Annotated in this window: 25 protein-coding genes; 10 read left to right on the forward strand and 15 right to left on the reverse strand. The window is 63.9% G+C overall.

The genetic code is table 11. From position 1 onward, the window contains the following. Positions 1-75 precede the first annotated feature (75 nt). From WCE35_RS13670 to WCE35_RS13680, 3 genes are all read right to left on the reverse strand, one after another. Positions 76-702, reverse strand: coding sequence for a hypothetical protein (locus WCE35_RS13670; RefSeq protein WP_424593880.1), 627 nt, complete (start codon positions 700-702; stop codon positions 76-78). Positions 703-1,123: 421 nt separating this feature from the next. Beyond that, positions 1,124-1,405 (reverse strand): addiction module antidote protein, encoded by a 282-nt coding sequence (locus WCE35_RS13675; RefSeq protein WP_424593881.1) that lies wholly within the window; start codon positions 1,403-1,405, stop codon positions 1,124-1,126. Positions 1,406-1,415: 10 nt separating this feature from the next. After that, positions 1,416-1,706, reverse strand: coding sequence for a type II toxin-antitoxin system RelE/ParE family toxin (locus WCE35_RS13680; protein WP_424593882.1), 291 nt, complete (start codon positions 1,704-1,706; stop codon positions 1,416-1,418). A 126-nt stretch (positions 1,707-1,832) separates the two neighbouring features. Here WCE35_RS13680 and WCE35_RS13685 point away from each other — a divergent pair, with 126 nt between their 5' ends. The 3 genes from WCE35_RS13685 (at position 1,833) to WCE35_RS13695 (ending at position 3,496) form a co-directional block, all read left to right on the forward strand. After that, positions 1,833-2,102, forward strand: a complete 270-nt coding sequence (locus WCE35_RS13685) for a hypothetical protein (protein ID WP_424593883.1) — start codon at positions 1,833-1,835, stop codon at positions 2,100-2,102. A 225-nt stretch (positions 2,103-2,327) separates the two neighbouring features. Next, positions 2,328-2,639, forward strand: a complete 312-nt coding sequence (locus tag WCE35_RS13690; RefSeq protein ID WP_424593884.1) for a hypothetical protein — start codon at positions 2,328-2,330, stop codon at positions 2,637-2,639. A gap of 176 nt (positions 2,640-2,815) precedes the next feature. Next, on the forward strand, positions 2,816-3,496 hold the full coding sequence (locus WCE35_RS13695) for an AAA family ATPase (RefSeq protein WP_424593885.1): 681 nt from the start codon (positions 2,816-2,818) through the stop codon (positions 3,494-3,496). A 66-nt stretch (positions 3,497-3,562) separates the two neighbouring features. On the opposite strand, the gene WCE35_RS13700 is transcribed toward WCE35_RS13695, so the two are convergent. The 3 genes from WCE35_RS13700 to WCE35_RS13710 form a co-directional block, all read right to left on the reverse strand. Further along, the gene (locus WCE35_RS13700; RefSeq protein WP_424593886.1) at positions 3,563-3,697 is read right to left on the reverse strand and encodes a hypothetical protein; all 135 of its coding nucleotides are present in this window, start codon (positions 3,695-3,697) and stop codon (positions 3,563-3,565) included. 137 nt (positions 3,698-3,834) lie between these two features. After that, complete coding sequence (locus tag WCE35_RS13705) at positions 3,835-3,981, reverse strand: hypothetical protein (RefSeq protein WP_424593887.1); 147 nt, start codon at positions 3,979-3,981, stop codon at positions 3,835-3,837. A gap of 133 nt (positions 3,982-4,114) precedes the next feature. Further along, positions 4,115-4,390, reverse strand: a complete 276-nt coding sequence (locus tag WCE35_RS13710; protein WP_424593888.1) for a metal-sensitive transcriptional regulator — start codon at positions 4,388-4,390, stop codon at positions 4,115-4,117. Positions 4,391-4,451: 61 nt separating this feature from the next. On the opposite strand from WCE35_RS13710, the gene WCE35_RS13715 reads away from it, so the two are divergent. After that, a complete protein-coding gene (locus tag WCE35_RS13715) occupies positions 4,452-6,803 on the forward strand; it encodes a heavy metal translocating P-type ATPase (RefSeq protein WP_424593889.1) in 2,352 nt (783 codons plus the stop codon). 4 nt (positions 6,804-6,807) lie between these two features. Here WCE35_RS13715 and dapA read toward each other — a convergent pair whose 3' ends face one another. From dapA to trxB, 3 genes are all read right to left on the reverse strand, one after another. Then, entirely contained in the window at positions 6,808-7,788 is a 981-nt protein-coding gene (dapA, locus tag WCE35_RS13720) for a 4-hydroxy-tetrahydrodipicolinate synthase (RefSeq protein WP_424593890.1), read from the reverse strand. 465 nt (positions 7,789-8,253) lie between these two features. Beyond that, a complete protein-coding gene (locus tag WCE35_RS13725) occupies positions 8,254-9,177 on the reverse strand; it encodes a LysR family transcriptional regulator (protein WP_424593891.1) in 924 nt (307 codons plus the stop codon). 2 nt (positions 9,178-9,179) lie between these two features. Next, positions 9,180-10,145: a thioredoxin-disulfide reductase gene (trxB, locus tag WCE35_RS13730; RefSeq protein ID WP_424593892.1), complete on the reverse strand. Its 966-nt coding sequence runs from the start codon at positions 10,143-10,145 to the stop codon at positions 9,180-9,182. A gap of 272 nt (positions 10,146-10,417) precedes the next feature. On the opposite strand from trxB, the gene WCE35_RS13735 reads away from it, so the two are divergent. Then, positions 10,418-10,897, forward strand: coding sequence for an Lrp/AsnC family transcriptional regulator (locus WCE35_RS13735; protein WP_424593893.1), 480 nt, complete (start codon positions 10,418-10,420; stop codon positions 10,895-10,897). 124 nt (positions 10,898-11,021) lie between these two features. Here the strand turns inward: WCE35_RS13735 and WCE35_RS13740 are convergent, their stop codons facing one another. The 6 genes from WCE35_RS13740 to carA form a co-directional block, all read right to left on the reverse strand. Continuing rightward, positions 11,022-11,435, reverse strand: a complete 414-nt coding sequence (locus tag WCE35_RS13740) for a DoxX family protein (RefSeq protein WP_424593894.1) — start codon at positions 11,433-11,435, stop codon at positions 11,022-11,024. A 245-nt stretch (positions 11,436-11,680) separates the two neighbouring features. After that, the gene (greA, locus tag WCE35_RS13745; RefSeq protein ID WP_424593895.1) at positions 11,681-12,154 is read right to left on the reverse strand and encodes a transcription elongation factor GreA; all 474 of its coding nucleotides are present in this window, start codon (positions 12,152-12,154) and stop codon (positions 11,681-11,683) included. A gap of 219 nt (positions 12,155-12,373) precedes the next feature. Continuing rightward, a complete protein-coding gene (gene carB, locus WCE35_RS13750) occupies positions 12,374-15,703 on the reverse strand; it encodes a carbamoyl-phosphate synthase large subunit (RefSeq protein WP_424593896.1) in 3,330 nt (1,109 codons plus the stop codon). A gap of 266 nt (positions 15,704-15,969) precedes the next feature. Then, positions 15,970-16,695 carry a class I SAM-dependent methyltransferase gene (locus WCE35_RS13755; RefSeq protein WP_424593904.1) on the reverse strand — a complete coding sequence of 242 codons (726 nt, stop codon included), beginning with the start codon at positions 16,693-16,695 and terminating at the stop codon, positions 15,970-15,972. 223 nt (positions 16,696-16,918) lie between these two features. Continuing rightward, positions 16,919-17,452 carry a cupin domain-containing protein gene (locus WCE35_RS13760; protein WP_424593897.1) on the reverse strand — a complete coding sequence of 178 codons (534 nt, stop codon included), beginning with the start codon at positions 17,450-17,452 and terminating at the stop codon, positions 16,919-16,921. Positions 17,453-17,789: 337 nt separating this feature from the next. After that, positions 17,790-18,980, reverse strand: coding sequence for a glutamine-hydrolyzing carbamoyl-phosphate synthase small subunit (gene carA / locus WCE35_RS13765; RefSeq protein WP_424593898.1), 1,191 nt, complete (start codon positions 18,978-18,980; stop codon positions 17,790-17,792). A gap of 160 nt (positions 18,981-19,140) precedes the next feature. Here carA and WCE35_RS13770 point away from each other — a divergent pair, with 160 nt between their 5' ends. The 5 genes from WCE35_RS13770 to WCE35_RS13790 all read left to right on the forward strand — a co-directional run. Beyond that, positions 19,141-19,842 (forward strand): alpha/beta fold hydrolase, encoded by a 702-nt coding sequence (locus tag WCE35_RS13770; protein WP_424593899.1) that lies wholly within the window; start codon positions 19,141-19,143, stop codon positions 19,840-19,842. A gap of 161 nt (positions 19,843-20,003) precedes the next feature. After that, positions 20,004-20,459, forward strand: a complete 456-nt coding sequence (locus WCE35_RS13775; RefSeq protein WP_424593900.1) for a GatB/YqeY domain-containing protein — start codon at positions 20,004-20,006, stop codon at positions 20,457-20,459. A gap of 170 nt (positions 20,460-20,629) precedes the next feature. Next, entirely contained in the window at positions 20,630-22,108 is a 1,479-nt protein-coding gene (locus WCE35_RS13780) for a M20 family peptidase (protein ID WP_424593901.1), read from the forward strand. 88 nt (positions 22,109-22,196) lie between these two features. Next, entirely contained in the window at positions 22,197-23,807 is a 1,611-nt protein-coding gene (locus WCE35_RS13785) for an acyl-CoA synthetase (RefSeq protein WP_424593902.1), read from the forward strand. Between the two features lie 269 nt (positions 23,808-24,076). Further along, positions 24,077-24,837 (forward strand): DUF2189 domain-containing protein (locus WCE35_RS13790; protein ID WP_424593903.1); only part of this gene is annotated, 761 nt, incomplete at its 3' end.

A 24,837-nucleotide genomic window follows, 5' to 3' on the forward strand; every position in this document is an offset into this window, starting at 1 on the left:
GACAATTCCCAACCCGCGATTAGCTCGCCCTCGCTCGATATGTCGGTAAGGCTTCGACCGCTCATACAAGCGACCTCAATTGAATGCCCAGTCTTTGGGAGCATCATACGTCCAAGAATTGCTGCCGTAGCCGTATCCGCTTCGAAAGATCACCTTTTTGAAGCCAGCGTTCCATGCGTTCTCGAGGAATTTGGTATCGTTTGCTATTTGATAGACAGCGGGCCGATTGACCAAGATGTAAACCATTTCGAGCACTGTGTTCTTGGGTCCAGAGACCTTAAAGGATGCATCGCGTCCGGCTTTGAGGAAGGTCGTGTCAAGCGTATCGGCAAACCTCTTGCGACCTTCGGCATCATTGCCGATCCGCTCGGCCTTGGCCCTGCGCTCCTGCGCGTCGATCTTCAATTGCCTTGAGGAGAATTTGTCGACGAGTCCTCGCGCCGCTGAATAGCTCTGGCTGTCTTCGGGAATCCGGAGAAGCGCACCGTAGACGGCGTAATGTGCGCTCGGGTCTTGGCGGTCTGGATATTTTCCGGTTTTGTCGAAAGTCTTCTCCCACTGCTCATTTAATTGAGCCGCGGCAACAACCGTATTCGCATGATCGGCCGGGGGTAGCTTAGTTGTCGAGGTCGATTGGTTTGCGCTGCCAATGAACCAGAATATCGCCAGCACAATTAACAGCCCAACGATGCCTCTGCTCATGATCGAGCTTCCTCCCCGTTCGAAATCTAGCACAAGTTGCGGCTGGCGTCGGCCGCTCCAATGCAGCAGTAGCAAGTCTTTCGGTTAGCCCCGCGACCGATGCGGGGCTGACCCGTTGATCGGTGGCGGGTTCAATGCGTGTCTGATGATGGCACCCACAGCGAGTACGATAGAATAGACGCATAGACTGTGTGACCTGATCTTGATTGATAGCGATGCGGAACTCGCGCGCCCGCGCTCTTGTTGATCTGCTCTGGGAGTTGGATGAGCCAGCCGACATTGCACAATGGGGGTCGCGCCTTCGCGGGGGCGTGGATCGAAACCCTGTGATGCCGCGTGAGCGTGGAACGTCGGGCATATGTGCGCTCCGTGTCCCGCTTATGGATCAGCCTCGTGCCGGAAGCACCCGCGAGGCCTGGCGTTACGCCGCAACGGAGAGCCGAAGTCCGAGAGCTTTCAGGACTCTGGCAACGGTCGCGAACTCCGGATTGCCATCCGGCGATAGCGCCTTGTAGAGATTGGCGCGGCCGAGGCCCGCGGCTTGCGCAATCTCGGTCATGCCCTTGGCGCGGGCGATGTCGCCGAGTGCGGCCTTGAGCAAATCGGGGTCGCCATCCTCAAGAACGGCATCGAGATAGGCGGCGATGTCCTCCTTGGTTTCCAGGGTGTCGGCAGCATCCCAACGGCTGGTTTTGCGAGCCATGTCGTCCTCTCTAAACCTCCTGCGCGAGTTCGAGGGCGCGCGCGATGTCGCGATCCTGGTGCCGTTTGTCACCGCCGCAGAGCAGGATGATCACCATGTCGCTGCGTCCGACGAAATACACCCGATAGCCGGGGCCGTAGTCGATCCGCATCTCCGACACGCCGCTGCCCACCGGCCTTACGTCACCCGGATTGCCGAGCGAGAGGCGGCGGATGCGAACAGTGATGCGAGTGCGCGCTTCGCGATCCCGCAGCCCTGCAAACCACTCGGTAAAAACGTCAGTCTGTCGGACCTCTACCATGCGTATTGTCTCTTATAAAGGACATTTTGTCAAGATTCCGCTGTCCTCTCTCCTCCGGTCGGCGTCTGCTTGCCAATCCCCCGTCGATCACCCACTATTCCTGCATTACAGATTCGGGGGGAGTCTATGACGCTTTTGCGGTACAGGGACTTGCAGTTCGGCTTGTGGCTGGCGACGGCGCTGTCGGTTTCGATGTGGCCCGCCGCGGGCCGGGCCTACACCGCCGAACAGGAGCAAGCCTGCACTGGCGATGCGATCAGGCTCTGCGGCGCCGACGTCCCCGACGTCGAGCGCATCACGGCCTGCATGATCCGAAACAAGTCCCAGCTCTCGCCCGGCTGCCGGGCATTTTTCCGGCCCGGACCTGAGCCGGGCAGGCCGGTGGCAGGCCGCTGAGCATCAAGCCGGCCGCAGCCCGCAAGCCCGTCCGCGCCAGGACCCCGCAGGCTGAAGAAGCTGGCCAGGCCAAAGATGATTTGACGGTAGCACGATAAGGCATCGCTCCGGTTGTGGCGGTTAATTCCCGGTTGGTCGACCGCGGTTCCATTCCCTGCGCGCGACCCGCTGAGGCCTTGCGCCGGCGTAGCTCGTCAACATCTCCCTTGGACCAGGAGAGATTCATTGCGCGAGCATTCCGAGGCAGAACTCGACCGGCATTTTGCCCGGCTTGCAGCCAGGCTGCCGGCGGGGCCGGCGAGGTTCATCGGCTGGTTGCGCCAACCGTCGTCGCGATACGCCAGGTTTCCGCTGGCCGTTCTGTTGATGGTCGGCGGCGTTTTCGGCTTTTTGCCGGTACTCGGACTCTGGATGCTGCCGCTCGGACTCCTTTTGTTCGCGCAGGACGTGCCCGTCCTGCGGAAACCGACGGCGCGGATGCTCGGATGGGCCGAACGCAAGTGGATCGAGCGCCGGCGCGCAAAGGGCGGACCATGATCGCCGCGGGCGCCGGGCCTATTCCATTTCCGGTTGTGTGGCGACGCAGCGTGTGACTCAAAAACCAGCATTTCCGGCAAATCGGTGGCTTCATCGTGATTACCAACAAATTTTTCTTTCACGAATCAGCGCGCTGATTCATTTTCGCCTTCTGAGGTCAATCTGGAGGGCTTGGTATGAACGTCATTGTATTCGCTTCGCGTAAGGGGGGCTCGGGAAAGAGCACCCTGGCTGCCCATCTCGCCGCCCACGTCCACAAGTCGACGAAACCCGGTCTGCTGATCGATGCGGATCCGCAGGGCTCGCTCACGCTGTGGCACAAGCTGCGGGGCACCAACGAGCCGCCGATCAAGACCGCCGTGAATTCCGTCAGCGGGATCATCGCCGCGGCCAAGCGCGACGGTCTCGAATGGGTGTTCATCGACACGCCGCCGAATCTTTCGGCCGTGGTCGACGACGCCATCAGGAACGCCACGATGGTGATCATTCCGGCCCGTCCCGGCGTGTTCGACGTCAACGCCGTACAGGAGACGATTCAGACCTGCCGCGCGGCACGCAAGCCCTACGCGGTCGTGATCAACGGCGCCCCTGCGCCGCGGGACGATGCCGAGAGCCGCATCGTCAGCATCGCGCGCGAAGCGCTGGCGAAATTCCGCGCGCCGGTGTGGAGCGGCCAGATCACCAACCGCGCCGATCTGCTGATGGCGCTGGCCAACGGCGAAGGTGCCCGCGAATATTACGCGGAAGGCCGTGCCGCGGCGGAGATCGCGAGGCTGTGGGCGGCGATCGAACGCTCGATCAAGGCGATCCGCGGTTCGGCATCGGCCACCGGCGCCATGCACAAGCAGGCGGCGTAACAACGCCGCCATTTTTAGGACTGACAAGGAACGCGCGGGCTCCGCGCGTTTTTCAAGGTTGCGCGCTTACGCCACCATCAGCACGTAGAACATGATGACCGGCGACAGGCTCAGGATCACCGACCAGATGCCGAGCGCCCAAAGAACGTCTTCGGCGCTAAAGCTCGGTGGCCCGGAAGTTTGATCGTTTTCTGTGTTCATTCATGCCCCCCGCGTTTCCGGCTGTTGTGGCGGGGATCTTGATACGCGACCGGTTTTAAGAACCCGGTCGCAATTTCGCTTGCATTTGACCACAGGTGCTACCGCGGATTAACCACGGCAGCAGCCGGCGTCTCGCTTCAGCTCAGCAGGCGAAATGTCATGATCGGCACGAAGCCGATCAGCATCGCCCACAGCGCAAAGGACGACACCAGCAGGACGTCGTGCGTCGTCTGGGCGCGTTCGCAGCTCGGATATCTGGAATCGTGCGTGGCTGGCGTATTCATCGGTTTCCCCCCGTTTTTTGCAAGGGGATCTGAATAATCCCAAAATCCTAAAGTTGCGGCCGCCGCTTCGCTCGACTTCGGGATTTTCCGGTTACCGATCCTTAACCACGCGACCGCGGCCGTGCCACCCGGTTTATCGGTCGGCGCGGCCGATCACGTCCATCAGTTCCGCGATCTTGCGGCGCTGGTCGGCCTTGTCGCCGGACGAAATCGCATGCTCGACGCAATGGGCGACATGGTCGCGCAGGATTTCCTCCTCGACCCGGCGCAGCGCCGCTTTCGCCGCGGTGATCTGGGTCACCACGTCGATGCAATAGCGGTCGCCCTCGACCATCCCGGCGAGGCCGCGGATCTGGCCTTCGATCCGTTTCAGGCGTTTCAGGCAGGAGGCCTTGATCTCGGTGCGCATACGCGTCATATACCCCCCTAGGGTATATCGATCAAGGGCTGGCATTCGGCCAGGAAGCGTTTTGGTGGCACAGAACGATCACGCGCACGGGGCGTCCGCCCATCATCATCGCCACGACGCGGCGGAAGCGGCGCGCGCGACCGATCCGGTCTGCGGCATGAAGGTCGATCCCGCGACCGCCAAACATCGTTTCGCGTACCGGGGCCAGGATTATTTCTTCTGCGGCGCGCGTTGCCGTGAACGCTTTGCGGCGGAGCCGGAAAAATTCCTCACCTCCCGCGCGCCCGAACCCGCGGCGCCTGGGGGCGCCATCTACACCTGTCCGATGCATCCCGAGGTGCGGCAGGCCGGCCCCGGCAGTTGTCCGATCTGCGGCATGGCACTCGAGCCCGAGCAGGTCTCGCTCGACGATGCGCCGGACCCCGAGCTGATCGACATGACGCGGCGCTTCTGGATCGCGCTGGCCCTGACCTTGCCGGTGTTCGCGCTCGAGATGGGCGGCCATCTCGGCCTGACGCATCTGTTGCCGGCGACGTGGTCGAACTGGATTTCCCTTGCGCTGTCCACCCCCGTCGTGCTGTGGGCCGGCGCGCCGTTTTTCGAGCGCGGCTGGCGGTCTGTCGTGACCGGCCAGCTCAACATGTTCACCCTGATCGCGATGGGCGTCGGCGTCGCCTATGTCTACAGCGTGGTTGGCACGCTGGCGCCGCAATGGTTTCCGCCCGCGTTCCGCGACATGCACGGCGCGGTCGCGGTGTATTTCGAGGCGGCGGCTGTCATCACGGTGCTGGTCCTGCTCGGTCAGGTGCTGGAGTTGCGCGCGCGGGCGCAAACCTCGGGCGCGATCCGCGCGCTGCTCGGCCTGGCGCCGAAGACCGCGCGGCGCGTCACCGCCAATGGCGATGAGGATGTCGCGATCGCCGCGATCGCTGTCGGCGACCGATTGCGGGTGCGTCCCGGCGAGAAGATTCCGGTCGATGGCGTCGTCACCGAAGGCCGCGCCGTGGTCGATGAATCCATGGTCACCGGCGAGTCGATGCCGGTCAGGAAGGCGGAGGGCGACCATGTGATCGGCGGCACCGTCAACCAGAGCGGCGGACTTGTCATGCGCGCGGACAGAATAGGCCGCGACACCATGCTGGCGCGGATCGTCGAGATGGTGGCAAGGGCGCAGCGCTCGCGCGCGCCGATCCAGCGCCTGGCCGATCGCGTCGCCGGCTGGTTCGTGCCGGCGGTGATCGCCACCGCGCTGCTGGCGTTCGCGGCCTGGGCCAGGTTCGGACCGGAGCCGCGCTTCACCTTTGCGCTGGTCGCAGCGGTTACCGTGCTGATCATCGCCTGTCCCTGCGCGCTCGGGCTTGCCACCCCGATGTCGATCATGGTCGGCGTCGGGCGCGGCGCGCATTCGGGCATCCTGATCCGCGACGCGCAGGCGCTGGAGCGGATGGAGGCCATCGACACGCTGGTGATCGACAAGACCGGCACGCTCACCGAGGGCAAGCCCAGGGTGGTCAGCGTCATCGCCGGCGGCGGCCTTGACGAGAACGAATTGCTGCGGCTCGCGGCCAGCGTCGAGCAGGGCAGCGAGCATCCGCTGGCGCTGGCGATCCTGAATGCTGCAAAGGCGCGCAGGCTGGCGCTCGCCGCGGTCGGCTTGTTTGCCTCGCCTTCCGGCAAGGGCGCAACCGGCGTGGTCGAAGGCAGACAGGTTGCGCTCGGCAATGCGATGCTGATGGGCGAACTCGACGTCGCCACCGAAAATATCGACGCTGCCGCCGAGGCCGCGCGCCGCGACGGCGCAACCTCGATCTACGTCGCGGTCGATGGCCGCGCCGCCGGCGTGATCGCGATCGCCGATCCGGTAAAACCTTCGGCGAAGACCGCCTTGCAGGCGCTGCGCGCGGACGGCTTGCGCGTGGTGATGTTGACCGGCGACAACCTCACCACCGCGCGCGCCGTCGCAAACCTGCTCGGCATCGATGAGATCGAGGCGGGCGTGTTGCCGGAGCGCAAGAGCGAGGTGGTGCAACGGCTGCGCCGCGAAGGCCGCACCGTCGCCATGGTCGGCGATGGCATCAATGATGCGCCGGCGCTTGCCGCCGCCGATGTCGGCATTGCCATGGGCGGCGGTACCGACGTCGCGATCGAATCGGCCGGCGTGACGCTCCTGACCGGAGACTTGACCGGCCTCGTCCGGGCGCGGCGGCTCTCGGTCGCGACCATGCGCAACATCCGCCAGAACCTTGCCTTCGCGTTCCTCTACAACGCCGCCGGCGTGCCGATCGCGGCCGGCGTGCTGTACCCGGTGTTCGGCATTCTGTTGTCGCCGATGATCGCCGCCGCGGCGATGGCGCTGTCCTCGGTCAGCGTGATCGGCAACGCGCTGCGGCTGGCGCGGACGAAACTGGACTGAGCCGTCATTGCGAGCGCCAGCGAAGCAATCCATCGGGCCGCGTAAAGGAAGAATGGATTGCTTCCTCGCTGTGCTCCTCGCAATGACGGGGAGTGCGCCGTTCAATCTCCGCATCGAGCCGCGCCGCCAGCGCCGCGCTGACCTCCACCATCGGCAGGCGAACCTCGGCACGATCGATCAGCCCGGTCCGCGCCAGCCAGTATTTTGCCGGCGCCGGACTCGGTTCGGCGAATAAGAGGCTGGTGATTTCGGAGATGCTTTGCCAGTTCGCCAAGGCGGCGTCACGGTTGCCTTGCGCAAGAAGCGTCCGCACCGATGCAAAAATTTCCGTCGCGACATGCGCCGACAGCAGGATGGCGCCGTCGGCGCCGTCGGCGAGCGCGTCATAATATTGCGCGTCCTCGCCGGTCAGAACGCGAAATCCGGACGGCCGCCGGGCCAGGAAGTCGACCGACTGGGTGCGGTCGGCGCAGCAATCCTTGATCCCGACGATATTGGGATGTTCGGCGAGCCGCAGCAGCGTCTCGTTGGAGAGATTGACCGATGTCCGGTAGGGGATGTTGTAGAGCACGATCGGCCACGAGGCATGGTCGGCGAGCGTGCTGAAATGCTGCGCCAGGCCGCGCTGCGATGGCCGCGTGTAATAGGGGCTCGCGATCAGATAGCCGTCGATCGGCCACGCCGCCGTCTGGTCCAGCGCGTCGAGCATTTTTCGCGTGCTGGCGCCGGACAGGCCGAGACAGATCGGCAGGTTACGCTCGCCATCGACGAGTTCGGCGCGCACCTCGGCCACCAGCCGCTCGAGCTCGGCGGCGTCGAGCGTCATGCCTTCGCCTGAGGTCGCAGCCAGGATCAGTCCATCGATGGGGCCGTGCGCGTAATGCCGGACCAGCCGGCGCAACGACGGCACATCGAGCTCCCCGTCGCGAAAAGGCGTGACGAGGGGCAGCCACAGGCCCTGCAACTGGCTTGGCAGATCAGTCATGGTCCATCTCCTTCGGGGTTTTCGAGCCGGAGACGGGAGCAACAAAAAAACCCCGTCCAGACGGCGGGGTTTCGGGATCGATGCCTTTGCGGAAAACTATCGCGCGCGTCGATCTCGGGCCCCCGAATGGGGACCTTTTTTCGACGACGATGCTGCGCACGAACGCGTGATCATGCGTCAACGATGGTGGAGCGGGGGCCGGTTGTCAATCTGCCCGCCGATCGTGCCAGGTCGGCGAAAAAAAGCCGGACTCGTAAGAGCCCGGCTTGAGGTATTGGCCACATGAGGCCGACACAATCACCTTCCAAGAGGGATAACTGAACTCTCGCGCCACTGGAGGAGGGGACATATGCGCGACGCGAATGCTCAGTGCAAAAATACTATGATCCCGATCGGCGCCATGCAGCAACCGATCGAGCCGCATGTCAGTCATGCGGAGACCGGGGCCTTTATAAGATCAGCTAATTACGACGGCCAGCGCTGCGCCTTGCTGACCACGAAATCACGAAACACCTGCACCCGCGCCACCGTCTTCAGCTCTTCCGGATAGACGAAATAGGTGTCGAGCTGGATCGAGTCGGACTCGCCGAACAGCTGCACCAGGCGGTTGTTCTCCTCGACCAGATAGTCCGGCAACGCGGCGATGCCGAGCCCCTGCTGGCAGGCGCGGACCAGCCCCAGGATGTTGTTGACCTTGAAATAGGCCTCGCGCGGGCCGGAGCCGTTGCGGCCGGCATCGATCAGCCAGCTGCGGTTCTGCAGATGCGCGGGCACCTGCGCATCGCCCAGCATGATGATGCGATGGGAATCGAGATCGTCGAGCGTGCGCGGCGTGCCGAAGCGCTTGATGTATTCCGGCGAGCAATAGGCATGGAAGCCGATCGAGAACAGCTTGCGCTGAATCAGGTCCGGCTGGGTCGGCTTGCGGGTCCGGATCGCGACGTCGGCCTCGCGCATCGACAGGTCGAGATCCTCGTCGGTCACGATCATGGAAATCCGGATATCCGGATACAGCGCGGTGAATTCGTCCAGCCGCGGAATCAGCCAGTTGATGCCTAGCGCCGGCGGCGTCGTGATCTTGAGGTCGCCGCTCGGCCGCTCGCGGCTGTCGGTGAGCTTGGCGCGCGCCGCCTGCAACTGCATGAACACGTCATGCGCGGTGCGGAACAGCAAGTCGCCCTGTTCGGTGAGGATGAGGCCACGGGCGTGGCGGTGGAACAGCGAGACCGAAAGCTCCTGTTCCAGCGCACTGACCTGGCGCGATACCGCCGACTGCGAAAGACCAAGCTGCTCGCCGGCATGGGTGAAGCTTCCCGCTTCCGCCGCCGCATGAAACACCTTCAGCTTGTCCCAATCCATGTCCGTCATTCCGTTGCGGGTTCGAGCCATGATCATTCCGCCGCCGCGCGATCGCTCGCGCGAACTGCGAGGAAGCGTTCGGCCTCCAGCGCCGCCATGCAGCCGAGGCCCGCGGCGGTCACCGCCTGCCGCCAGGTTTCGTCGGCGACGTCGCCGGCCGCGAACAGGCCGGGCACCGAGGTCGCGGTGGAGTTCGGCGCCACCTCGACATAGCCGGAGGGTTTCAGCTTGATCTGGCCGGCGACGAGGTCGGTCGCGGGGGCGTGCCCGATCGCGATGAAGACGCCGTCGGCCGGCAATTCCGTCAGCGCGCCGGTCCTGACGTTCTTCAGCCGGACATGGGTGACCTTGTTCGGATTCTCGGTGCCGCGGATTTCGTCGATCGCGCTGTCCCAGACCACCTTGATCTTCGGGTTCTTGAACAGGCGATCCTGCAGGATGCGCTCGGCGCGGAAATGATCGCGGCGGTGCACGATGGTGACTTGCGACGCGAAGTTGGTGAGGAACAGCGCTTCCTCGACCGCGGTGTTGCCGCCGCCGACCACCACGACTTGCTTGCCGCGATAGAAAAAGCCGTCGCAGGTCGCGCAGGCCGAGACGCCAAAACCCTTGAACTTCTCTTCCGAGGGCATGCCGAGCCAGCGCGCCTGCGCGCCGGTGGCGAGGATCACGGTCTCGGCGAGATAGATATCGCCGCTGTCGCAAGCGAGGCGGAACGGGCGCTGCGAGAGATCGAGCCTGGTGACGAGATCGGCAACCATTCTGGTGCCGACATGGGCGGCTTGTTTTTCCATCTGCTCCATCAGCCAGGGACCCTGGATGACATCCGCAAAACCCGGATAGTTCTCCACGTCGGTGGTGATGGTGAGTTGTCCGCCGGGCTGGATGCCCTGGATTAGCACCGGCTCCAGCATTGCGCGCGCCGCGTAGATCGCTGCCGTGTAACCGGCCGGACCCGAGCCGATGATGACGACCTTGGCGTGGATGGGGGCGGGCATGGGCAGATCCCTGTATTTGGGGATTTCGGTCAGGACTTGAGCGGAAAGCGCCTGGAAAGGCATCGCGGTGGCGCCAAAAGTGTCAAATCCAAGTCTAGGACATCTGGTAAGCTATGCAAGAATTGCAATCCATATCGGCGTATTTTCCACGGAACCCCCCGTCAAATGGCGCACCGCACGCGTAATAAAATTGCGCAAGGCGCTGCTGCTGGGTTAAGAGAGTTGCCAGCAGCGCTCGCCGAACCCTGCGAGCATCTCGGAACCGCACCCGCGTGTCGAAAAATCTTGACGAGATTGACCTCAAAATCCTCGCCGAAATCCAGGCCGACGGCCGAATCACCAATGTGGAACTGGCCAGACGCGTCGGTATTTCGCCGCCGCCTTGCCTGCGCCGGGTCAGGACGCTGGAGGAAGAAGGCTACATCCAGGGCTATCGCGGTTTACTGGATCCGCGGCGGCTCGGCTTCGACGTCACGGTGTTTGCATCCGTGCATCTGTCCAGTCAGGCCGATGCGGACTTGCGCGCATTCGAGGCGTTCGTCCGCGCCGAGCCGCTGGTGCGGGAATGCTGGATGCTGTCGGGCGAGGTGGATTTCATCCTGAAATGCGTGGCGCCCGACATGGCGACGTTTCAGGATTTTGTTACGCATCTGACCGCGGCCCCGCATGTGCGCAATGTCAGGACGTCGCTGGTGCTGCACAATTCCAAATATGAGGCGGCGGTGCCGCTCGGCTTGAAGCTGCCGGGCTAGCGGCCATTCCCGGGGGCGCACTTCAACGCGAACCTCAGATGTGCAATGGCACATCGGGGATTGCCGAGATTCCGGGTCCACGCGAACACGTGTCCCGGAATGACGTGTAAACGGCGCTCGTATATCAGTCCTTCTTCCGCATCATCGCATCCAGGCTCCACGGTCCGGGACCCGCCGCCGCCAGATAGAGGCATGCGAAAGCGAACATGGCCGCGGCCGTGCCGCCGTTGAACAGCGGGTGAAACACCGGCGCTCCGCTCTTGTACATATGGCCGAGGAAATATGCGAATGCCATTTCACCCGACAATATGAACGCCGCGACCCGCGAGAACAACCCGACCATCAGAAGGCCGCCCAGAATCAGCTCTATGGTGCCGGCGGCCCCGATCAGCGACATCAGTTCGACTTTTTCGAACGGGGTGCCGGCCGGAAATTTCAGAATTTTGGCAACGCCAAACTGAAACAGCAACAGGCCGGTCATGAAGCGAAACAGACTGAGAAGCAGAGGACGGTACGAAGCGAGAAAATTTTCGTTCATTGGACTTCCCCCAAGTGATGCAGCGCCACGTTGATCAAGTGGTGCAACGCCACGTTGATATCGTGTCGTGGCTCTGAGGGAAAGCGCATCAGCGCAACAAATCGGTGACGTTTGCGGGGCAGCATTTGGAATATTGCCGGGGGCGGAGTGTTTGCGGCCGTTCGCCGGGCGCGCCGGAGCACCAAAGACGGAGGGCCGGAACGAGTTCCGGCCCTTGGTCGTGCTGGAGAATCTGCTGTTCCGGCCTACCGCCACTCGACCTTGGTGATCTCATAGGCCTTGGCGCCGCCGGGCGCCACGACTTCCACGGTCGCGCCCTTCTTCTTGCCGATCAGGGCGCGGGCCAGCGGCGAGGTGATGGAGATGCGGCCCTTCTTGGCGTCCGCCTCGGGCTCGCCCACGATCTGCCACACCGCTTTCTTGTCGGTGTCCTCGTCGATCAGGGTGACGGTGGCGCCGAACTTGATGGTGTCGCCGGAAAGCTTGGAGATGTCGATAATGTCGGCGCGCGCGAGCTTGTCCTCCAGCTCGGCGATACGGCCTTCGTTGTGCGACTGCTCTTCCTTGGCGGCGTGATATTCCGCGTTCTCCGAGAGGTCGCCATGCGAGCGCGCCTCGGCGATATGCTCGATGATGCGCGGACGCTCCACCGACTGGCGCTTTTTCAGTTCGTCCTCGAGCGCCGCATATCCTGAAGCGGTCATCGGAACCTTTTCCATCATCTGTCTTGTCCTTCAACCGTGGCGACGGCCTTGAGGCACGCACGACACGTTTCTCGATTCGTCAGCTTCGGCTTTCGTGGCTCAAAACGCGAGCCCGCCAGCCGATCAATTTTCGGTCCCATCAAGGACCGAGGCAACATCCGGACGCACGGTGAGTTTCAGCCATACCGGCTGTATTGCCAATCGTTTAGCGGGCATTTCAGCCCCGCGAAACGATCAGTTTTCGGAAAAGTAACTCTGCAGGGTACGGACCTCAAGGTCTCCGCCCAGATAGGCGCGGATCCCTTGCGCGGCCGCCACGGCACCCGAAAGAGTGGTGTAATATGGCACTTTATGCAAGAGGGCAGCCCGCCGCAGCGAGCGGCTGTCGGCCAGCGCCTGCGGCCCCTCGGTGGTGTTGAAAACGAGCTGGATATCGCCATTGGTGATGGCGTCGACGATATGCGGCCGCCCTTCCAGCACCTTGTTGACCTTTTCGGTCGGGACGCCAAACTCGGCGAGGAAGCGCTGGGTGCCGGAGGTGGCCATCACCTTGAATCCCAGCGCGTGCAACAGCTGCACCGCGCCGGCGATGCGCTGCTTGTCGGTGTCGCGCACCGAGACGAACACCGTGCCCTTGCGCGGCACGCGGGTGCCGCCGCCGAGCTGGCTCTTGGCAAAGGCGACTTCGAACGAGCGGTCGATGCCCATCACCTCGCCGGTCGATCGCATCTCCGGGCCGAGCACGGTATCGACGCCGGGGAAGCGCGCGAACGGGAATACCGATTCCTTGACGCCGACATGGCCGAGCTTGCGCTTCTTCAGATGGAAGTCCGCCAGTTTCTCGCCGGCCATGATCCTCGCTGCGATCTTGGCGACCGGCGTGCCGACCACCTTGGCCACGAACGGTACCGTGCGTGACGCCCTCGGATTGACCTCGAGCACATAAATCTCGCCGTCCTTGATGGCGTATTGCACGTTCATCAATCCGACCACGTCGAGCCCGAGCGCCAGCTCGCGGGTCTGCCGCTCCAGCTCGGCGATCATCTGCGCATCGAGCGAATGCGGCGGCAGCGAGCAGGCGGAGTCGCCGGAGTGAATGCCGGCTTCCTCGATATGCTCCATGATGCCGACGATGAACGTGTCCTTGCCGTCACAGAGGCAGTCGACGTCGATCTCGGTGGCGTCGGAGAGATAGCGGTCGAACAATAGCGGATTCTTGCCGAGCACGGTGTTGATCTGACCGGTCTTGTCGTTGGGATAGCGGGCCTTGACTTCCGCCGGCACCAGCTCCGGCAGGGTGCCGAGCAGATAATCATTGAGCTGGTTTTCCTCGCGGATGATCTGCATCGCGCGGCCGCCGAGCACATAGGACGGACGCACCACCAGCGGCAGGCCGAGATCGGCCGCGACCAGCCGCGCCTGCTCGACCGAATAGGCGATGCCATTCTTCGGCTGTCTCAGGCGCAGCTTGTCGAGGATGCGCTTGAAGCGGTCGCGGTCTTCGGCGAGATCGATCGCGTCGGGCGAAGTGCCGAGGATCGGCACGCTGGCCGCCTCCAGCGCGCGGGCGAGCTTGAGCGGCGTCTGGCCGCCGAACTGCACGATCACGCCATGTAGCGTGCCGTTCTTGCGTTCGGTGGCGATGATTTCGAGCACGTCTTCGGCGGTGAGCGGCTCGAAGTAGAGCCGGTCCGCGGTGTCGTAGTCGGTCGACACCGTTTCCGGATTGCAGTTGATCATGATGGTCTCGTAACCCGCGTCTGCGAGAGCGAAGCAGGCATGGCAGCAGCAATAGTCGAACTCGATGCCCTGACCGATGCGATTGGGTCCGCCGCCGAGGATGATGACCTTGCGCTTGTCCGACGGCGCGCTTTCGTCGGCGAGCGCGCCCGCGAACGGCGATTCATAGGTCGAATACATGTAGGCGGTAGGCGAGGCGAATTCCGCGGCGCAGGTGTCGATGCGCTTGAACGCCGGGCGAACCCCGAGCGCGTGGCGCTTTTCTGTCACCTCGGCCTCGGTGGCATCGGAAAGCACCGCCAGCCGCGCGTCGGAAAAGCCCATCGCCTTCAGCGTCCGCATGCCGAACGCATGGCCCGGCAGCCCATTCGCCCTGATCCTGGACTCCATCTCGACGATGCCGCGCATCTCCGCGAGGAACCACGGATCGATCTTGCAGGAAGTGAAGATTTCCTCGTTCGACCAGCCGAGCCGCATCGCCTGCGCGACCTGCAGGATACGGTTCGGCGTCGGCGTGCCGAGCGCCGCGCGGATCGCGTTCTTGTCGTCGCCGCGGCCGATCCCCTCGATCTCGATTTCGTCGAGCCCCGTGAGGCCGGTCTCGAGCCCGCGCAGCGCCTTCTGCAGGCTCTCCTGAAAAGTGCGGCCGATCGCCATCACCTCGCCGACCGATTTCATCGATGTCGTCAGCGTGGTGGCGGCGCCGGGAAATTTCTCGAACGCAAAACGCGGAATCTTGGTGACGACGTAGTCGATGGTCGGCTCGAACGCGGCCGGCGTCGCGCCGCCGGTGATGTCGTTGGCGATCTCGTCCAGCGTGTAGCCGACCGCCAGTTTGGCCGCGACTTTGGCAATCGGAAAGCCGGTAGCCTTGGAGGCGAGTGCCGAAGAGCGCGACACCCGCGGGTTCATCTCGATCACGACCATGCGGCCGTCGGCCGGATTGACGCCGAATTGCACGTTGGAGCCGCCGGTCTCCACCCCGATCTCGCGCAGTACCGCCAGCGAGGCGTCGCGCATGATCTGGTATTCCTTGTCGGTCAAGGTCAGCGCCGGCGCGACCGTGATGGAATCGCCGGTATGCACCCCCATCGGATCGAGGTTCTCGATCGAGCAGATGATGATGCAATTGTCTTTTTTATCGCGCACCACCTCCATCTCGAACTCTTTCCAGCCCAGCACACTTTCCTCGATCAGGACCTCGTCGGTGGGGGAGGCGTCGATGCCGCGCTCGACGATCTCGATGAACTCGGCCTTGGTGTAGGCGATGCCGCCGCCAGTGCCGCCCATGGTGAAGGAGGGGCGGATGATCGCCGGCAGGCCGATGTCGTCGAGCGCGCGCAACGCGTCGGGCAGTGTCTTGATCTGCACCGAGCGCGGCGTTTCCAGCCCGATCCTGGTCATGGCCTCGCGAAAACGGCCGCGGTCTTCGGCCTTGTCGATGGCATCCGCGGTGGCGCCGATCATCTCGACGTCGAATTGGGCCAGCGTGCCCTGCTTGCGCAGACTGAGCGCGCAGTTCAGCGCGGTCTGCCCGCCCATGGTCGGCAACAGCGCAAAGCCGCCGGCAATGACGTGACGTTCCTTCTCGATGATCTTGGCGACGATCTCGGGCGTGATCGGCTCGATATAGGTCGCATCCGCCAGTTCCGGGTCCGTCATGATCGTCGCCGGATTGGAATTGACGAGGACGATCCGATAGCCCTCCGCTTTCAGCGTCTTCACCGCCTGGGTGCCGGAATAATCGAACTCGCAGGCCTGGCCGATCACAATCGGGCCGGCGCCGATGATCAGAATGGTGGAGATGTCGGTTCTCTTGGGCATCGAGTCTCACGGACGGAATTTTGGCACAAAAAAAGGGCGCGCGTGCCGCGCGTCCCTCGAGCCAAGAGCGCGATCGGCAAAGCTCGCGCGCGGGTGGTCTTTAGACCAGTTTCCGCAGCCGCGAAAGGCCCAAAACGGTCCATCAACCGGCAATTCAGGGAGAAGCCGAACCCCATGGAGCGGGCCGGAATCATCAGCCGGAATCGGGCGAGAGCGCCACTGCCGGTAGTGCCCGCCTTCGCGCTTCGGCCATGTGCTACCCTTGATCAACCCGGACCGGCCGGGGCGCCGGTGCGATCCAGAGCGTGGCGCGCCACGAACGTCATCCGCCACGGATTGTACCCGATATTGACGGGGGCGCGCGCGGCGGTGAAACCGGCGGCGGCGAGTTTGGCGACCATCTCGCTTTTGCCGTAGCGCTTAAGGCCGATCCGCTTGCGCAATTGCCGGTAGTCCGACAGCGCCGTGCTGATCAGCCCGATCAAGGCGTCCCGCAGGAAGCCGTGGGTCGCCGCGAAACGCAGCAAGGCGATGATATCCCTGATCATGCCGACCTCGGGCCGCAGGATATCGCCGATGACCAGACGCCCGGAAGGCTTCAGCAGCCGGCGAATGACGGCGAACGCCGTATCCAGTTCTTTCGGCGTCATGTACTGCGCGACCGAGTTCATGACGACGAGATCGATCGACTTTTCTTCCATCGTCCGCAAGTCGTCCAGCGAGCGCACCCGGATCCTGGTGTGTCGCGCAAAGCGGGCGATCAGCCGGCCGCGTACGCCGGGCGCGGGCTCGGCGAGATAAAGCCTGCCGCAGGCGTCCGCCACTTTTGCGGCGGACAGCGCTTCCCCGCAGGCATAATCCAGCACCACCGCGTTCGGCGCGGTGATGTAGCCGATGATGTCGCTGGCGACGACCTGGAAATGCAGGTCGCGATGCAGCTTGCTCGCATAGATCGTATGCGTGGAATCGTAATAATCGATCCATTCGTCCATCGGCGAGGTGTCCAGCAAGAATTGGGTCCCGGCTGCGGAACCAGCTAACTGACGCGTTAAATGATCCGGCGACCGGAATTGCGGCCGCCGCTGTCCGGTTTCCTAACAGGAAGGTCCAATATGAGCAAAGCCAAGCCTGGCAGAATATCCCGAGGCCAGCCGTCAGGAAGGCGGCAACGAGTTCTCCCACAAGCGGAGAAGGAAAGGGCGCACCCGTTTTCGCTCAACCCACCCTGCGATTCCACAACCGCACCAGCGGGCCGGTCGCTCCCATCACCGGGTCGGTCCGAGGCACTTTCACCTGTGGAATGGTCCGTAACGCCTTGCGATGATTTTCCGGCGTCGGCCGCGTGATCTGCATGGCGGGTCCGGGAGGATAGGCGCCGACGACGCAAAAGTCCGGGCTCGCCGACAGACATTGATGCCCGGTGCCGGCCGGGAGGATGGCGACGTCGCCGGCCGAAATCTCAAGCTCCCGGCCACGGTCGCCGCCGAAGCGGACCCGGGCGTGGCCGCGCGCGACGCCGAGCGCCTCGTGTACGGTCGCGTGGTAGTGCGGATAATCGTAGACGCCGTTCCGCCACATCGCGCCCCAGCGATGGACGCCGAACAGCCCCTCGATGGCTTTCTCGGGATGGTCGCCGGCAATGTCGATCACGGCCCTGTAGACCAGGAGCGGCATCGGATTGTTGGGGACGAGACCGTCGTCCGCGAAGAAGAAGGTGAGGGGCTCGGTACCGGCGCTGACCACGGACATGGCTTCTCTCCCGCGTGACCAAGATTACGCGCGGATCAAACCAATGTCAGCGGCTCACATTCCCTTTGCGATCTCGAAAACCAGGCAGGGTGGTGGTGGCATGGGCCAGCAGGCGTCCCCTGGCGTCGCTGACGCGCGCTTCCCGCGGTCGCGGCGGCCGACATCAGCGCCCTTACCGGCAAACTCTCGTGTCCCGGACGCGGCGCAGCGCCTCTTCGGCGGTGCGCCGCAGAGCCGGGACCCAGTGCTTGGGCCCCGGATCAGCAGCGCATCACGCCGCAAAGGGCGGCGCGCTGCGCAGCATCCGGGGCACGCCCGGAGTAATATCTACCCGCATCTACCCGCGCTTGTTCGCCCGCATCAGATCCGCAAATCGCCTGAACAGATAATGCGAGTCGCGCGGGCCGGGCGAGGCCTCGGGGTGATACTGCACCGAGAACACCGGCTTGCCGTCGAGCTGGATGCCGCAATTGGAGCCGTCGAACAAAGAGATGTGGGTCTGTGTCGCGCCATCGGGCAAGGTTGCCTGATCCACCGCAAAGCCGTGGTTCATCGAGGTGATCTCGACCTTGCCGGTGGTCTCGTCCCTGACGGGGTGATTGGCGCCGTGATGGCCCTGATGCATCTTTTTGGTCCTGGCGCCGACGGCGAGGCCCAGCATCTGGTGGCCCAGGCATATGCCAAAGGTCGGCGTGCCCGATTCGATCACCTTCCGGATCACCGGCACTGCGTATTTGCCGGTCGCGGCCGGATCGCCGGGGCCGTTACTGAGAAACACGCCGTCCGGCTTCATTGCCAGAATATCCTCCGCCGACGTGGTCGCCGGCACCACCGTGACCTTGCAGCCAACGCCTGCGAGCAGCCGCAGGATGTTGCGCTTGATGCCGTAGTCGATCGCGACCACGTCGAACTCCGGCGCGGTCTGCCGGCCAAAGCCCTTTTCCCACACCCATGGCGTCTCGTCCCAGGTGAAGCGCTGGCTCGAGGTGACCATCGGCACCAGGTCCATGCCCTCGAGGCCGGGCCATTCGCGCGCTTCTTCCTTCAGGCCGTGCAGGTCGAATTCGCCGTGCCGCGCGTGCGCGATCACGGCATTGGGCATGCCCTTGCCGCGGATCAGCGCGGTCAGCGCGCGGGTGTCGATGCCGGAAAGGCCGATGACGCCGCGCCCCTTGAGCCATTGGTCGAGATGGCGCGCGGCGCGGTAGTTCGAGGGATCGGTGATGGCGGAGCGCAGGATGATGCCGCGTGCCCCCGGCGTCGCCGCCATGTTCACCGTCTCGATGTCCTCGTCGTTGGTGCCGACATTGCCGATATGCGGGAAGGTGAAGGTGATGAGCTGCCCGGCATAGGAGGGATCGGTGAGGATTTCCTCATAGCCGGTCATCGCGGTGTTGAAGCAGACTTCGCCGACGGCGTGGCCTTCCGCGCCGAGGCCAGTCCCTTCCAGCACGGTACCATCGGCGAGCACGAGGAGCGCGGTCGGCTTGTGGTCCGGCCAGGCTGAGACGTTTTCAGAAGATGTCATGAAGCCATTACATAGTCGCCACATCCGCCGGCGTGAAGCCCTAAAAAGCCGCGAAGTCTGCTTCCCCGCCGGTTTGACAGGCGATGGCGCGGCCTTAATCTAAGGTTGCCGAGTTGAGCCGATTTTACCCTGAAATTGCCCCTGATCCGGAGCCCCGCGCATGGAAAACACGATGCCGATCCTGCTTGTTCCGGGCCTCGTCAGCTCGCCGCGGATTTTTGCGCCGGTGGTCCCGGCACTGTGGCGGTTCGGGCCGGTCATGGTCGCCAACCACATCCGCGACGATAATATGGGCGCGATCGCGCGCCGGATCCTGGCCGAGGCGCCGCCGCGCTTCGCGCTGGCCGGGCATTCGATGGGCGGCTACATCGCCTTTGAAATCATCCGCCAGGCGCCGGAGCGGGTCGCGAGACTGGCGTTGATGAACACCCAGGCGCGGCCGGATACACCGGAGGCGACGGTCCGCCGCCGCGGCATGATCGCGCGCGCCCAGGGTGGCGAGTATAGGGCCGTGCTCGACGAACTGCTTCCCGGCTTCGTGCACTCGTCGCGGCGCAACGACGCGGCGCTGCGCCAGCTCGTTTACGACATGGGCGACGATGTCGGGCCCGAGGCGTTCGTCCGCCAACAGACGGCGGTGATCGGGCGAGTGGACTCGCGGCCGACGCTGGCGTGGATCAGATGTCCGACGCTGGTCTTGACCGGGGATGAGGACAACACCATTCAGAATTCGCTGTCGGTGGAGATTGCCGACGGCATCCACGGCGCGAAACTTGTGATTCTGCCGAATTGCGGTCACCTGCCACAGCCCGAGCAGCCGCGGGCGACCGCCGAGGCGCTGGTCGAATGGCTGCGGAACTAGAGCGTTTTCAAGCGAAGTGGGTACCGGTTCACGTGAAGAAGTCGCGTCGAAACGAAAACCTCAAGGCTCGGTTCTGATTTGATCAGAACCGAAGCTTGAGAGTTGTTCTGGCCGCGCGAACGGCCTAGATCAATGCTCTGTGAGCCAAAGAGGGCACGACGATGCTGCGCGACGACATCAATAACGCGGTCAAGGAGGCCATGAAGGCCAGGGACGAGCGCAAGCTGTCGACGCTGCGCATGGTCAATTCCACCATCAAGAATGCCGACATCGCCGCGCGCGGGGAAGGCAAGCCGCCGCTCAGCGATGCTGATCTCCTCGGCGTGTTCCAGAAAATGATAAAACAGCGCCAGGAATCGGTCGAACTTTATGACAAGGGCGGCCGCGCCGAACTGGCCAGCCAGGAGCGCGAGGAGATCGCGATCATCTCCGCCTATCTGCCCAAGCAGATGCCGGAGGATGAGGTGAAGGCCGCGATAACAGCCATCATCGCCGAGACCAACGCCGCCGGGATCAAGGACATGGGCAAGGTGATCACGGCGCTGAAGGCGAAATACGCCGGCCAGATGGACTTTGGCAAGGCCAGCGGCATGGTGAAGGCCGCGCTGGCCGGCTGATTTTCGCGATGGAGGAGAAACCTCTCCGCGTCGTGCGCGGGCTTGTCCCGGGCAGTGATGTCCTTCAAACTAACCACGCACAAGATGAAGGTGGCTGGGACCCGGATGCGAGGATGTCGATGCGAGGATATCGCCGCCCTGGCCGCGTTCGTTGAGGGGAAGGTCGAGCGATGAGGTTGCTACGCAGGGCAGCAGCCATGTTCGGCGTGCTGGTAATCATGGTCGCGGCGGTGGTCGTGTTTCGCGCCTATGCCACGGGGTCGCGGCAGCTTGCGGTTCCGCCGGTTGCCGTCGCGGCGGTCGATGCAAAGGCCACGGCCGAACGGCTCGGCGGCGCGGTTCGCTTCAAGACCATTTCCTTCGATGACAAGCCTGACGCCAGCGCCGAGGCGTTTCTCGGCCTGCATGATTATCTGACGCAGCAGTTTCCGCGTGTGCACCGGACGCTGAAGCTCGAAAAAGTCGGGCAATACAGCCTGCTCTACACCTGGCAGGGATCGGACCCGTCGCTGAAACCGGTCATGCTGATGGCGCATCAGGATGTTGTTCCGGTCGCGCCGGGCACCGAGAAGAACTGGCTGCACGACCCGTTCGGCGGCGAGATCGCCGATGGCTTTGTCTGGGGCCGCGGGTCATGGGACGACAAGAGCAATCTTTTGGCGGTGCTGGAGGCGCTGGAAATGCTGCTTGCCGGCGGCGCCAGTCCGAAGCGGACCATCATCGTCGCCTCCGGCCACGATGAGGAGGCCGGCGGCACGCGCGGCGCGCAGGCCATCGCCGCGCTGCTGAAGGCGCGCGGGACAGAACTGGAGTTCGTTCTCGACGAAGGGTCGCTCATCACCGAAGGGATCGTGCAAGGGATCGCGCAGCCGGTCGCCATGATCGGGCTTGCCGAAAAAGGTTCGACGACGCTGTCGCTAACCGCGGAAGGACCGCCCGGTCACTCCTCGATGCCGCCCCCGGCGAGCGTGATCGGCTCGCTCAGCGCGGCGCTGACCCGCCTTGCCGCCAATCCGATGCCGGCCAGGATGACCGATGTTTCGCGCGGCACCTTCGAAACCCTCGCCCCCGAAATGGGGCTGGTCAACCACCTGCTGCTCTCCAACCTCTGGCTCACCGAGCCGATGGTGCGATGGCAGCTCCAGAAATCGCCGTCGTCGAATGCGCTGCTGCGCACGAGCACCGCCTTGACCGTGATCAATGGCGGCAACAAGAGCAATGTCCTGCCCGGCCGCGCCGAGGCACTGGTCAATTTCCGCATCCTTCCCGGCGACACCATCGCATCGGTCGAACAGCACACCCGCGCGGTCGTCGCCGATCCCTCGATTACGGTCGCGCCATTCGGGCAAGGGCGCGAAGCCTCTCCGGTATCGCCCGCGAACGGCAGCGCCTATCAACTGATCAACCGCACCATCCGCGAGACCATGCCCGGCACGATCGTCGCGCCGGGGCTCGTCATCGCCGGCACGGATTCGCGCCACATGGGCGAATTGTCCGCCAACGTCTATCGCTTTGAGCCGATCCGCGCCAAACCCGACGACCTCGCGCGTTTCCACGGCACCAACGAGCGGGTGTCAATCGAAAACTACGTCGAGCTGATCCAGTTCTTTCATCGCCTGATAACCGTCGCGGGCGTCGAGGGGCGCTAAGCACGCGGCTCGTCGCACTGGACCGCGGTTTCGCGACGAGGCATGATCGTCGCCTGCTTCCACTGTCCTCCGCTCACCACTCGCGTTCATGCTCACCGAAGCCGCCAGTTACGACGAGCTCTATCGCAATTTCCGCTGGGACATCCCGGCGCGGTTCAACATGGCGACCGCCTGCTGCGACCGGCATGCCGACGGAAGCGGCCGCCTCGCGCTGATCTATGTCGACGAGGAAGGTGCTACGACGCGCACCACCTTCGACGAGGTCGCCAGTGCGTCGCGGCGCTTCGCCAATGTGCTGAAGGCCGATGGCCTTTCGCGCGGCGACCGCGTCGCGGTGTTCCTGTCGCAGTCGCTGGAATTGCCGGTCGCGCATCTCGCCGCGTTTCGCTCCGGCATGATCTCGATCCCGCTGTTCGCGCTGTTCGGCGAGGACGCGCTGGAATTCCGGCTGTCGAATTCCGGCGCCAAGGCTGTGGTCACCGACGAGACCGGCTGGGAAAAGCTCGCAAAAATCCGCGACCGGCTGCCCGATCTGAAAAACATCTATGTCGTCAGCGAGCCTGCGCGCGTCGGCGCAAAATCGTTCTGGTCATCCCTGAAGGCGGCATCGCCCGACTTTGCGACCGTCGACACCTCGGCCGACGATCCCGGCCTGATCATCTACACCTCGGGCACCACGGGTAACCCCAAGGGCGCGCTGCATGCCCATCGCGTCGTGCTCGGCCACCTGCCGAATGTCGAGATGTGCCATGATTTCCTGCCGAGGCCCGGCGACCTGATGTGGACGCCGGCCGACTGGGCCTGGATCGGCGGGCTGATCAACGCGCTGCTCGCGTTCTGGTATCACGGCATCCCGATCGTCGGCCACCGCGCGCGCAAATTCGAGCCGCAGGCGGCGATGCAGATGATGGCGGACTACCACATCCGCAACGTGTTCCTGCCGCCGACCGCGCTGAAGCTGATGCGGCAAGCCGGCGTCAAACATCCCGGCGTGAAATTGCGCAGCATCTTCACCGGCGGCGAATCGCTCGGCGGCGAGCTGCTGGACTGGGTGCGCGCGACGTTTGGCATCGATGCCCACGAAGTATTCGGCCAGACCGAATGCAATCTGGTGATCGGCAGCAATTCAAGGCTGTTTCCGATCCGCCCGGGTTCGATGGGTAAGGCGACCCCCGGCTTCGACGTCCGCATCGTAAACGACAAGGGCGAGGAACTGCCGCGCGGCAGCCGCGGCATCATCGGCGTGCGCCAGCCCAACCCGTGCACCATGCTCGAATACTGGCGCAGTCCCGATGCGACCGCGAAAAAATACGCCGGAGAATTCCTGCTGACCGGCGATCTCGGCGTGCAGGATGCGGACGGCTATTTCTGGTATGTCAGCCGCGAGGACGACGTCATCACCACCGCCGGCTATCGCGTCGGTCCCTCGGAGATCGAGCACACGCTGATGAAGCACTCGGCGGTGGCGATGTCGGCGGTGGTCGGCATTCCCGATCCGATCCGCACCGAATCGATCAAGGCCTGGATCGTGCTGCGCCCGGGCTTTGCGGCGAGCGACGCGCTGGCGCGCGAGATCCAGGAGTTCGTCAAGGTGCAGCTCGCCGCCCATGAATATCCGCGCTCCGTGCAGTTCGTGGAGCAGCTGCCGATGACCGCGACCGGCAAGGTGCTGCGGCGCGAGCTGCGCGCGCTGGGGTGACGGCGCAGTGCGCCGTCATTACCGGGCTTGGCCCGGCAATCCATCTACCTTCGCAAGAATCTTTTTTTGAAGAGTGATGGATACGCGGGTCAAGCCCGCGTATGACGACCGTATTTGGCGGAATGCTGCCGGGCTTATTTCAACTCCCCGCTGGAGCAAGGTAGTTCTCGCCCGGTGCCGTGCGGAGCGGCCCCCGACGAATTTTGACCGAGATCAATACGCGAATGCGGCGGTCCTGCCTCAATACGCCAAAACAATGGGAGGCGTGGATGACCTCGGTCTCCGGCAAGGTCGATCCGGTGGTGCGGCGGATCTCGGCCGCCGACATCGCGGAAGCGTTGGGCGCGGGCCTGCGGGATTTCCAGGCGGTGCCGCGCTACGGGCTCGCCTTCGGCGCGCTTTATGCCGCCGGCGGCATCGCGATCGTGCTGTGTCTCACGGCGCTCGGCATGGTCTATCTGGCCTATCCGCTCGCCGCGGGTTTTGCGATGATCGGCCCGTTCGTCGCCATCGGCCTCTATGAGGTGAGCCGGCGGCGCGAGACCGGCCAGCCGATCTCGCTTCGCGGCATCTGGGCCACCGTGAAGTCGCGCGGCGAGATCGGCTGGATGGCCTTTGTCACGCTGTTCGTGTTCGTCATATGGATGTATCAGGTGCGGCTCCTGATCGCGCTGCTGCTCGGGCTGAACGCCTCGTTCTCCAGCCTGCAGCAATTCGTCACGGTGGTGCTCACCACCAATGAGGGATTGATGTTCCTCGCCATCGGCAACGCGGTCGGCGCGGCGCTGTCGCTGATCCTGTTTTCGCTGACCGTGGTGTCGTTTCCGCTGCTGCTCGATCGCGACGTCGATTTCGTCACCGCGATGATCACGAGCGTCCGGGCGGTGGTAACGAGTCCGTTGCCGATGATCGGATGGGCCGCCGTGATCGTCATCCTGCTGGCGGTCTCGGCGATGCCCTGGTTCCTCGGCCTGCTGGTGACGCTGCCGGTGCTCGGCCACGCCACCTGGTACCTCTACCGCCGCATCAT

The sequence above is a fragment of the Bradyrhizobium sp. genome (assembly GCF_049691595.1).
Classification (GTDB): domain Bacteria; phylum Pseudomonadota; class Alphaproteobacteria; order Rhizobiales; family Xanthobacteraceae; genus Bradyrhizobium.

What these genes read in the sequence shown, in the direction of transcription:
- WCE35_RS13670 (WP_424593880.1), bottom strand. Translation starts at nt 702, where the DNA reads ATGAGCAGAGGCATCGTTGGGCTGTTAATTGTGCTGGCGATATTCTGG.
- WCE35_RS13675 (WP_424593881.1), bottom strand. Translation starts at nt 1,405, where the DNA reads ATGGCTCGCAAAACCAGCCGTTGGGATGCTGCCGACACCCTGGAAACC.
- WCE35_RS13680 (WP_424593882.1), bottom strand. Translation starts at nt 1,706, where the DNA reads ATGGTAGAGGTCCGACAGACTGACGTTTTTACCGAGTGGTTTGCAGGG.
- WCE35_RS13685 (WP_424593883.1), top strand. Translation starts at nt 1,833, where the DNA reads ATGACGCTTTTGCGGTACAGGGACTTGCAGTTCGGCTTGTGGCTGGCG.
- WCE35_RS13695 (WP_424593885.1), top strand. Translation starts at nt 2,816, where the DNA reads ATGAACGTCATTGTATTCGCTTCGCGTAAGGGGGGCTCGGGAAAGAGC.
- WCE35_RS13700 (WP_424593886.1), bottom strand. Translation starts at nt 3,697, where the DNA reads ATGAACACAGAAAACGATCAAACTTCCGGGCCACCGAGCTTTAGCGCC.
- WCE35_RS13705 (WP_424593887.1), bottom strand. Translation starts at nt 3,981, where the DNA reads ATGAATACGCCAGCCACGCACGATTCCAGATATCCGAGCTGCGAACGC.
- WCE35_RS13710 (WP_424593888.1), bottom strand. Translation starts at nt 4,390, where the DNA reads ATGCGCACCGAGATCAAGGCCTCCTGCCTGAAACGCCTGAAACGGATC.
- dapA (WP_424593890.1), bottom strand. Translation starts at nt 7,788, where the DNA reads ATGACTGATCTGCCAAGCCAGTTGCAGGGCCTGTGGCTGCCCCTCGTC.
- WCE35_RS13725 (WP_424593891.1), bottom strand. Translation starts at nt 9,177, where the DNA reads ATGGCTCGAACCCGCAACGGAATGACGGACATGGATTGGGACAAGCTG.
- trxB (WP_424593892.1), bottom strand. Translation starts at nt 10,145, where the DNA reads ATGCCCGCCCCCATCCACGCCAAGGTCGTCATCATCGGCTCGGGTCCG.
- WCE35_RS13740 (WP_424593894.1), bottom strand. Translation starts at nt 11,435, where the DNA reads ATGAACGAAAATTTTCTCGCTTCGTACCGTCCTCTGCTTCTCAGTCTG.
- greA (WP_424593895.1), bottom strand. Translation starts at nt 12,154, where the DNA reads ATGGAAAAGGTTCCGATGACCGCTTCAGGATATGCGGCGCTCGAGGAC.
- carB (WP_424593896.1), bottom strand. Translation starts at nt 15,703, where the DNA reads ATGCCCAAGAGAACCGACATCTCCACCATTCTGATCATCGGCGCCGGC.
- WCE35_RS13755 (WP_424593904.1), bottom strand. Translation starts at nt 16,695, where the DNA reads ATGGACGAATGGATCGATTATTACGATTCCACGCATACGATCTATGCG.
- WCE35_RS13760 (WP_424593897.1), bottom strand. Translation starts at nt 17,452, where the DNA reads ATGTCCGTGGTCAGCGCCGGTACCGAGCCCCTCACCTTCTTCTTCGCG.
- carA (WP_424593898.1), bottom strand. Translation starts at nt 18,980, where the DNA reads ATGACATCTTCTGAAAACGTCTCAGCCTGGCCGGACCACAAGCCGACC.
- WCE35_RS13770 (WP_424593899.1), top strand. Translation starts at nt 19,141, where the DNA reads ATGGAAAACACGATGCCGATCCTGCTTGTTCCGGGCCTCGTCAGCTCG.
- WCE35_RS13775 (WP_424593900.1), top strand. Translation starts at nt 20,004, where the DNA reads ATGCTGCGCGACGACATCAATAACGCGGTCAAGGAGGCCATGAAGGCC.
- WCE35_RS13780 (WP_424593901.1), top strand. Translation starts at nt 20,630, where the DNA reads ATGAGGTTGCTACGCAGGGCAGCAGCCATGTTCGGCGTGCTGGTAATC.
- WCE35_RS13785 (WP_424593902.1), top strand. Translation starts at nt 22,197, where the DNA reads ATGCTCACCGAAGCCGCCAGTTACGACGAGCTCTATCGCAATTTCCGC.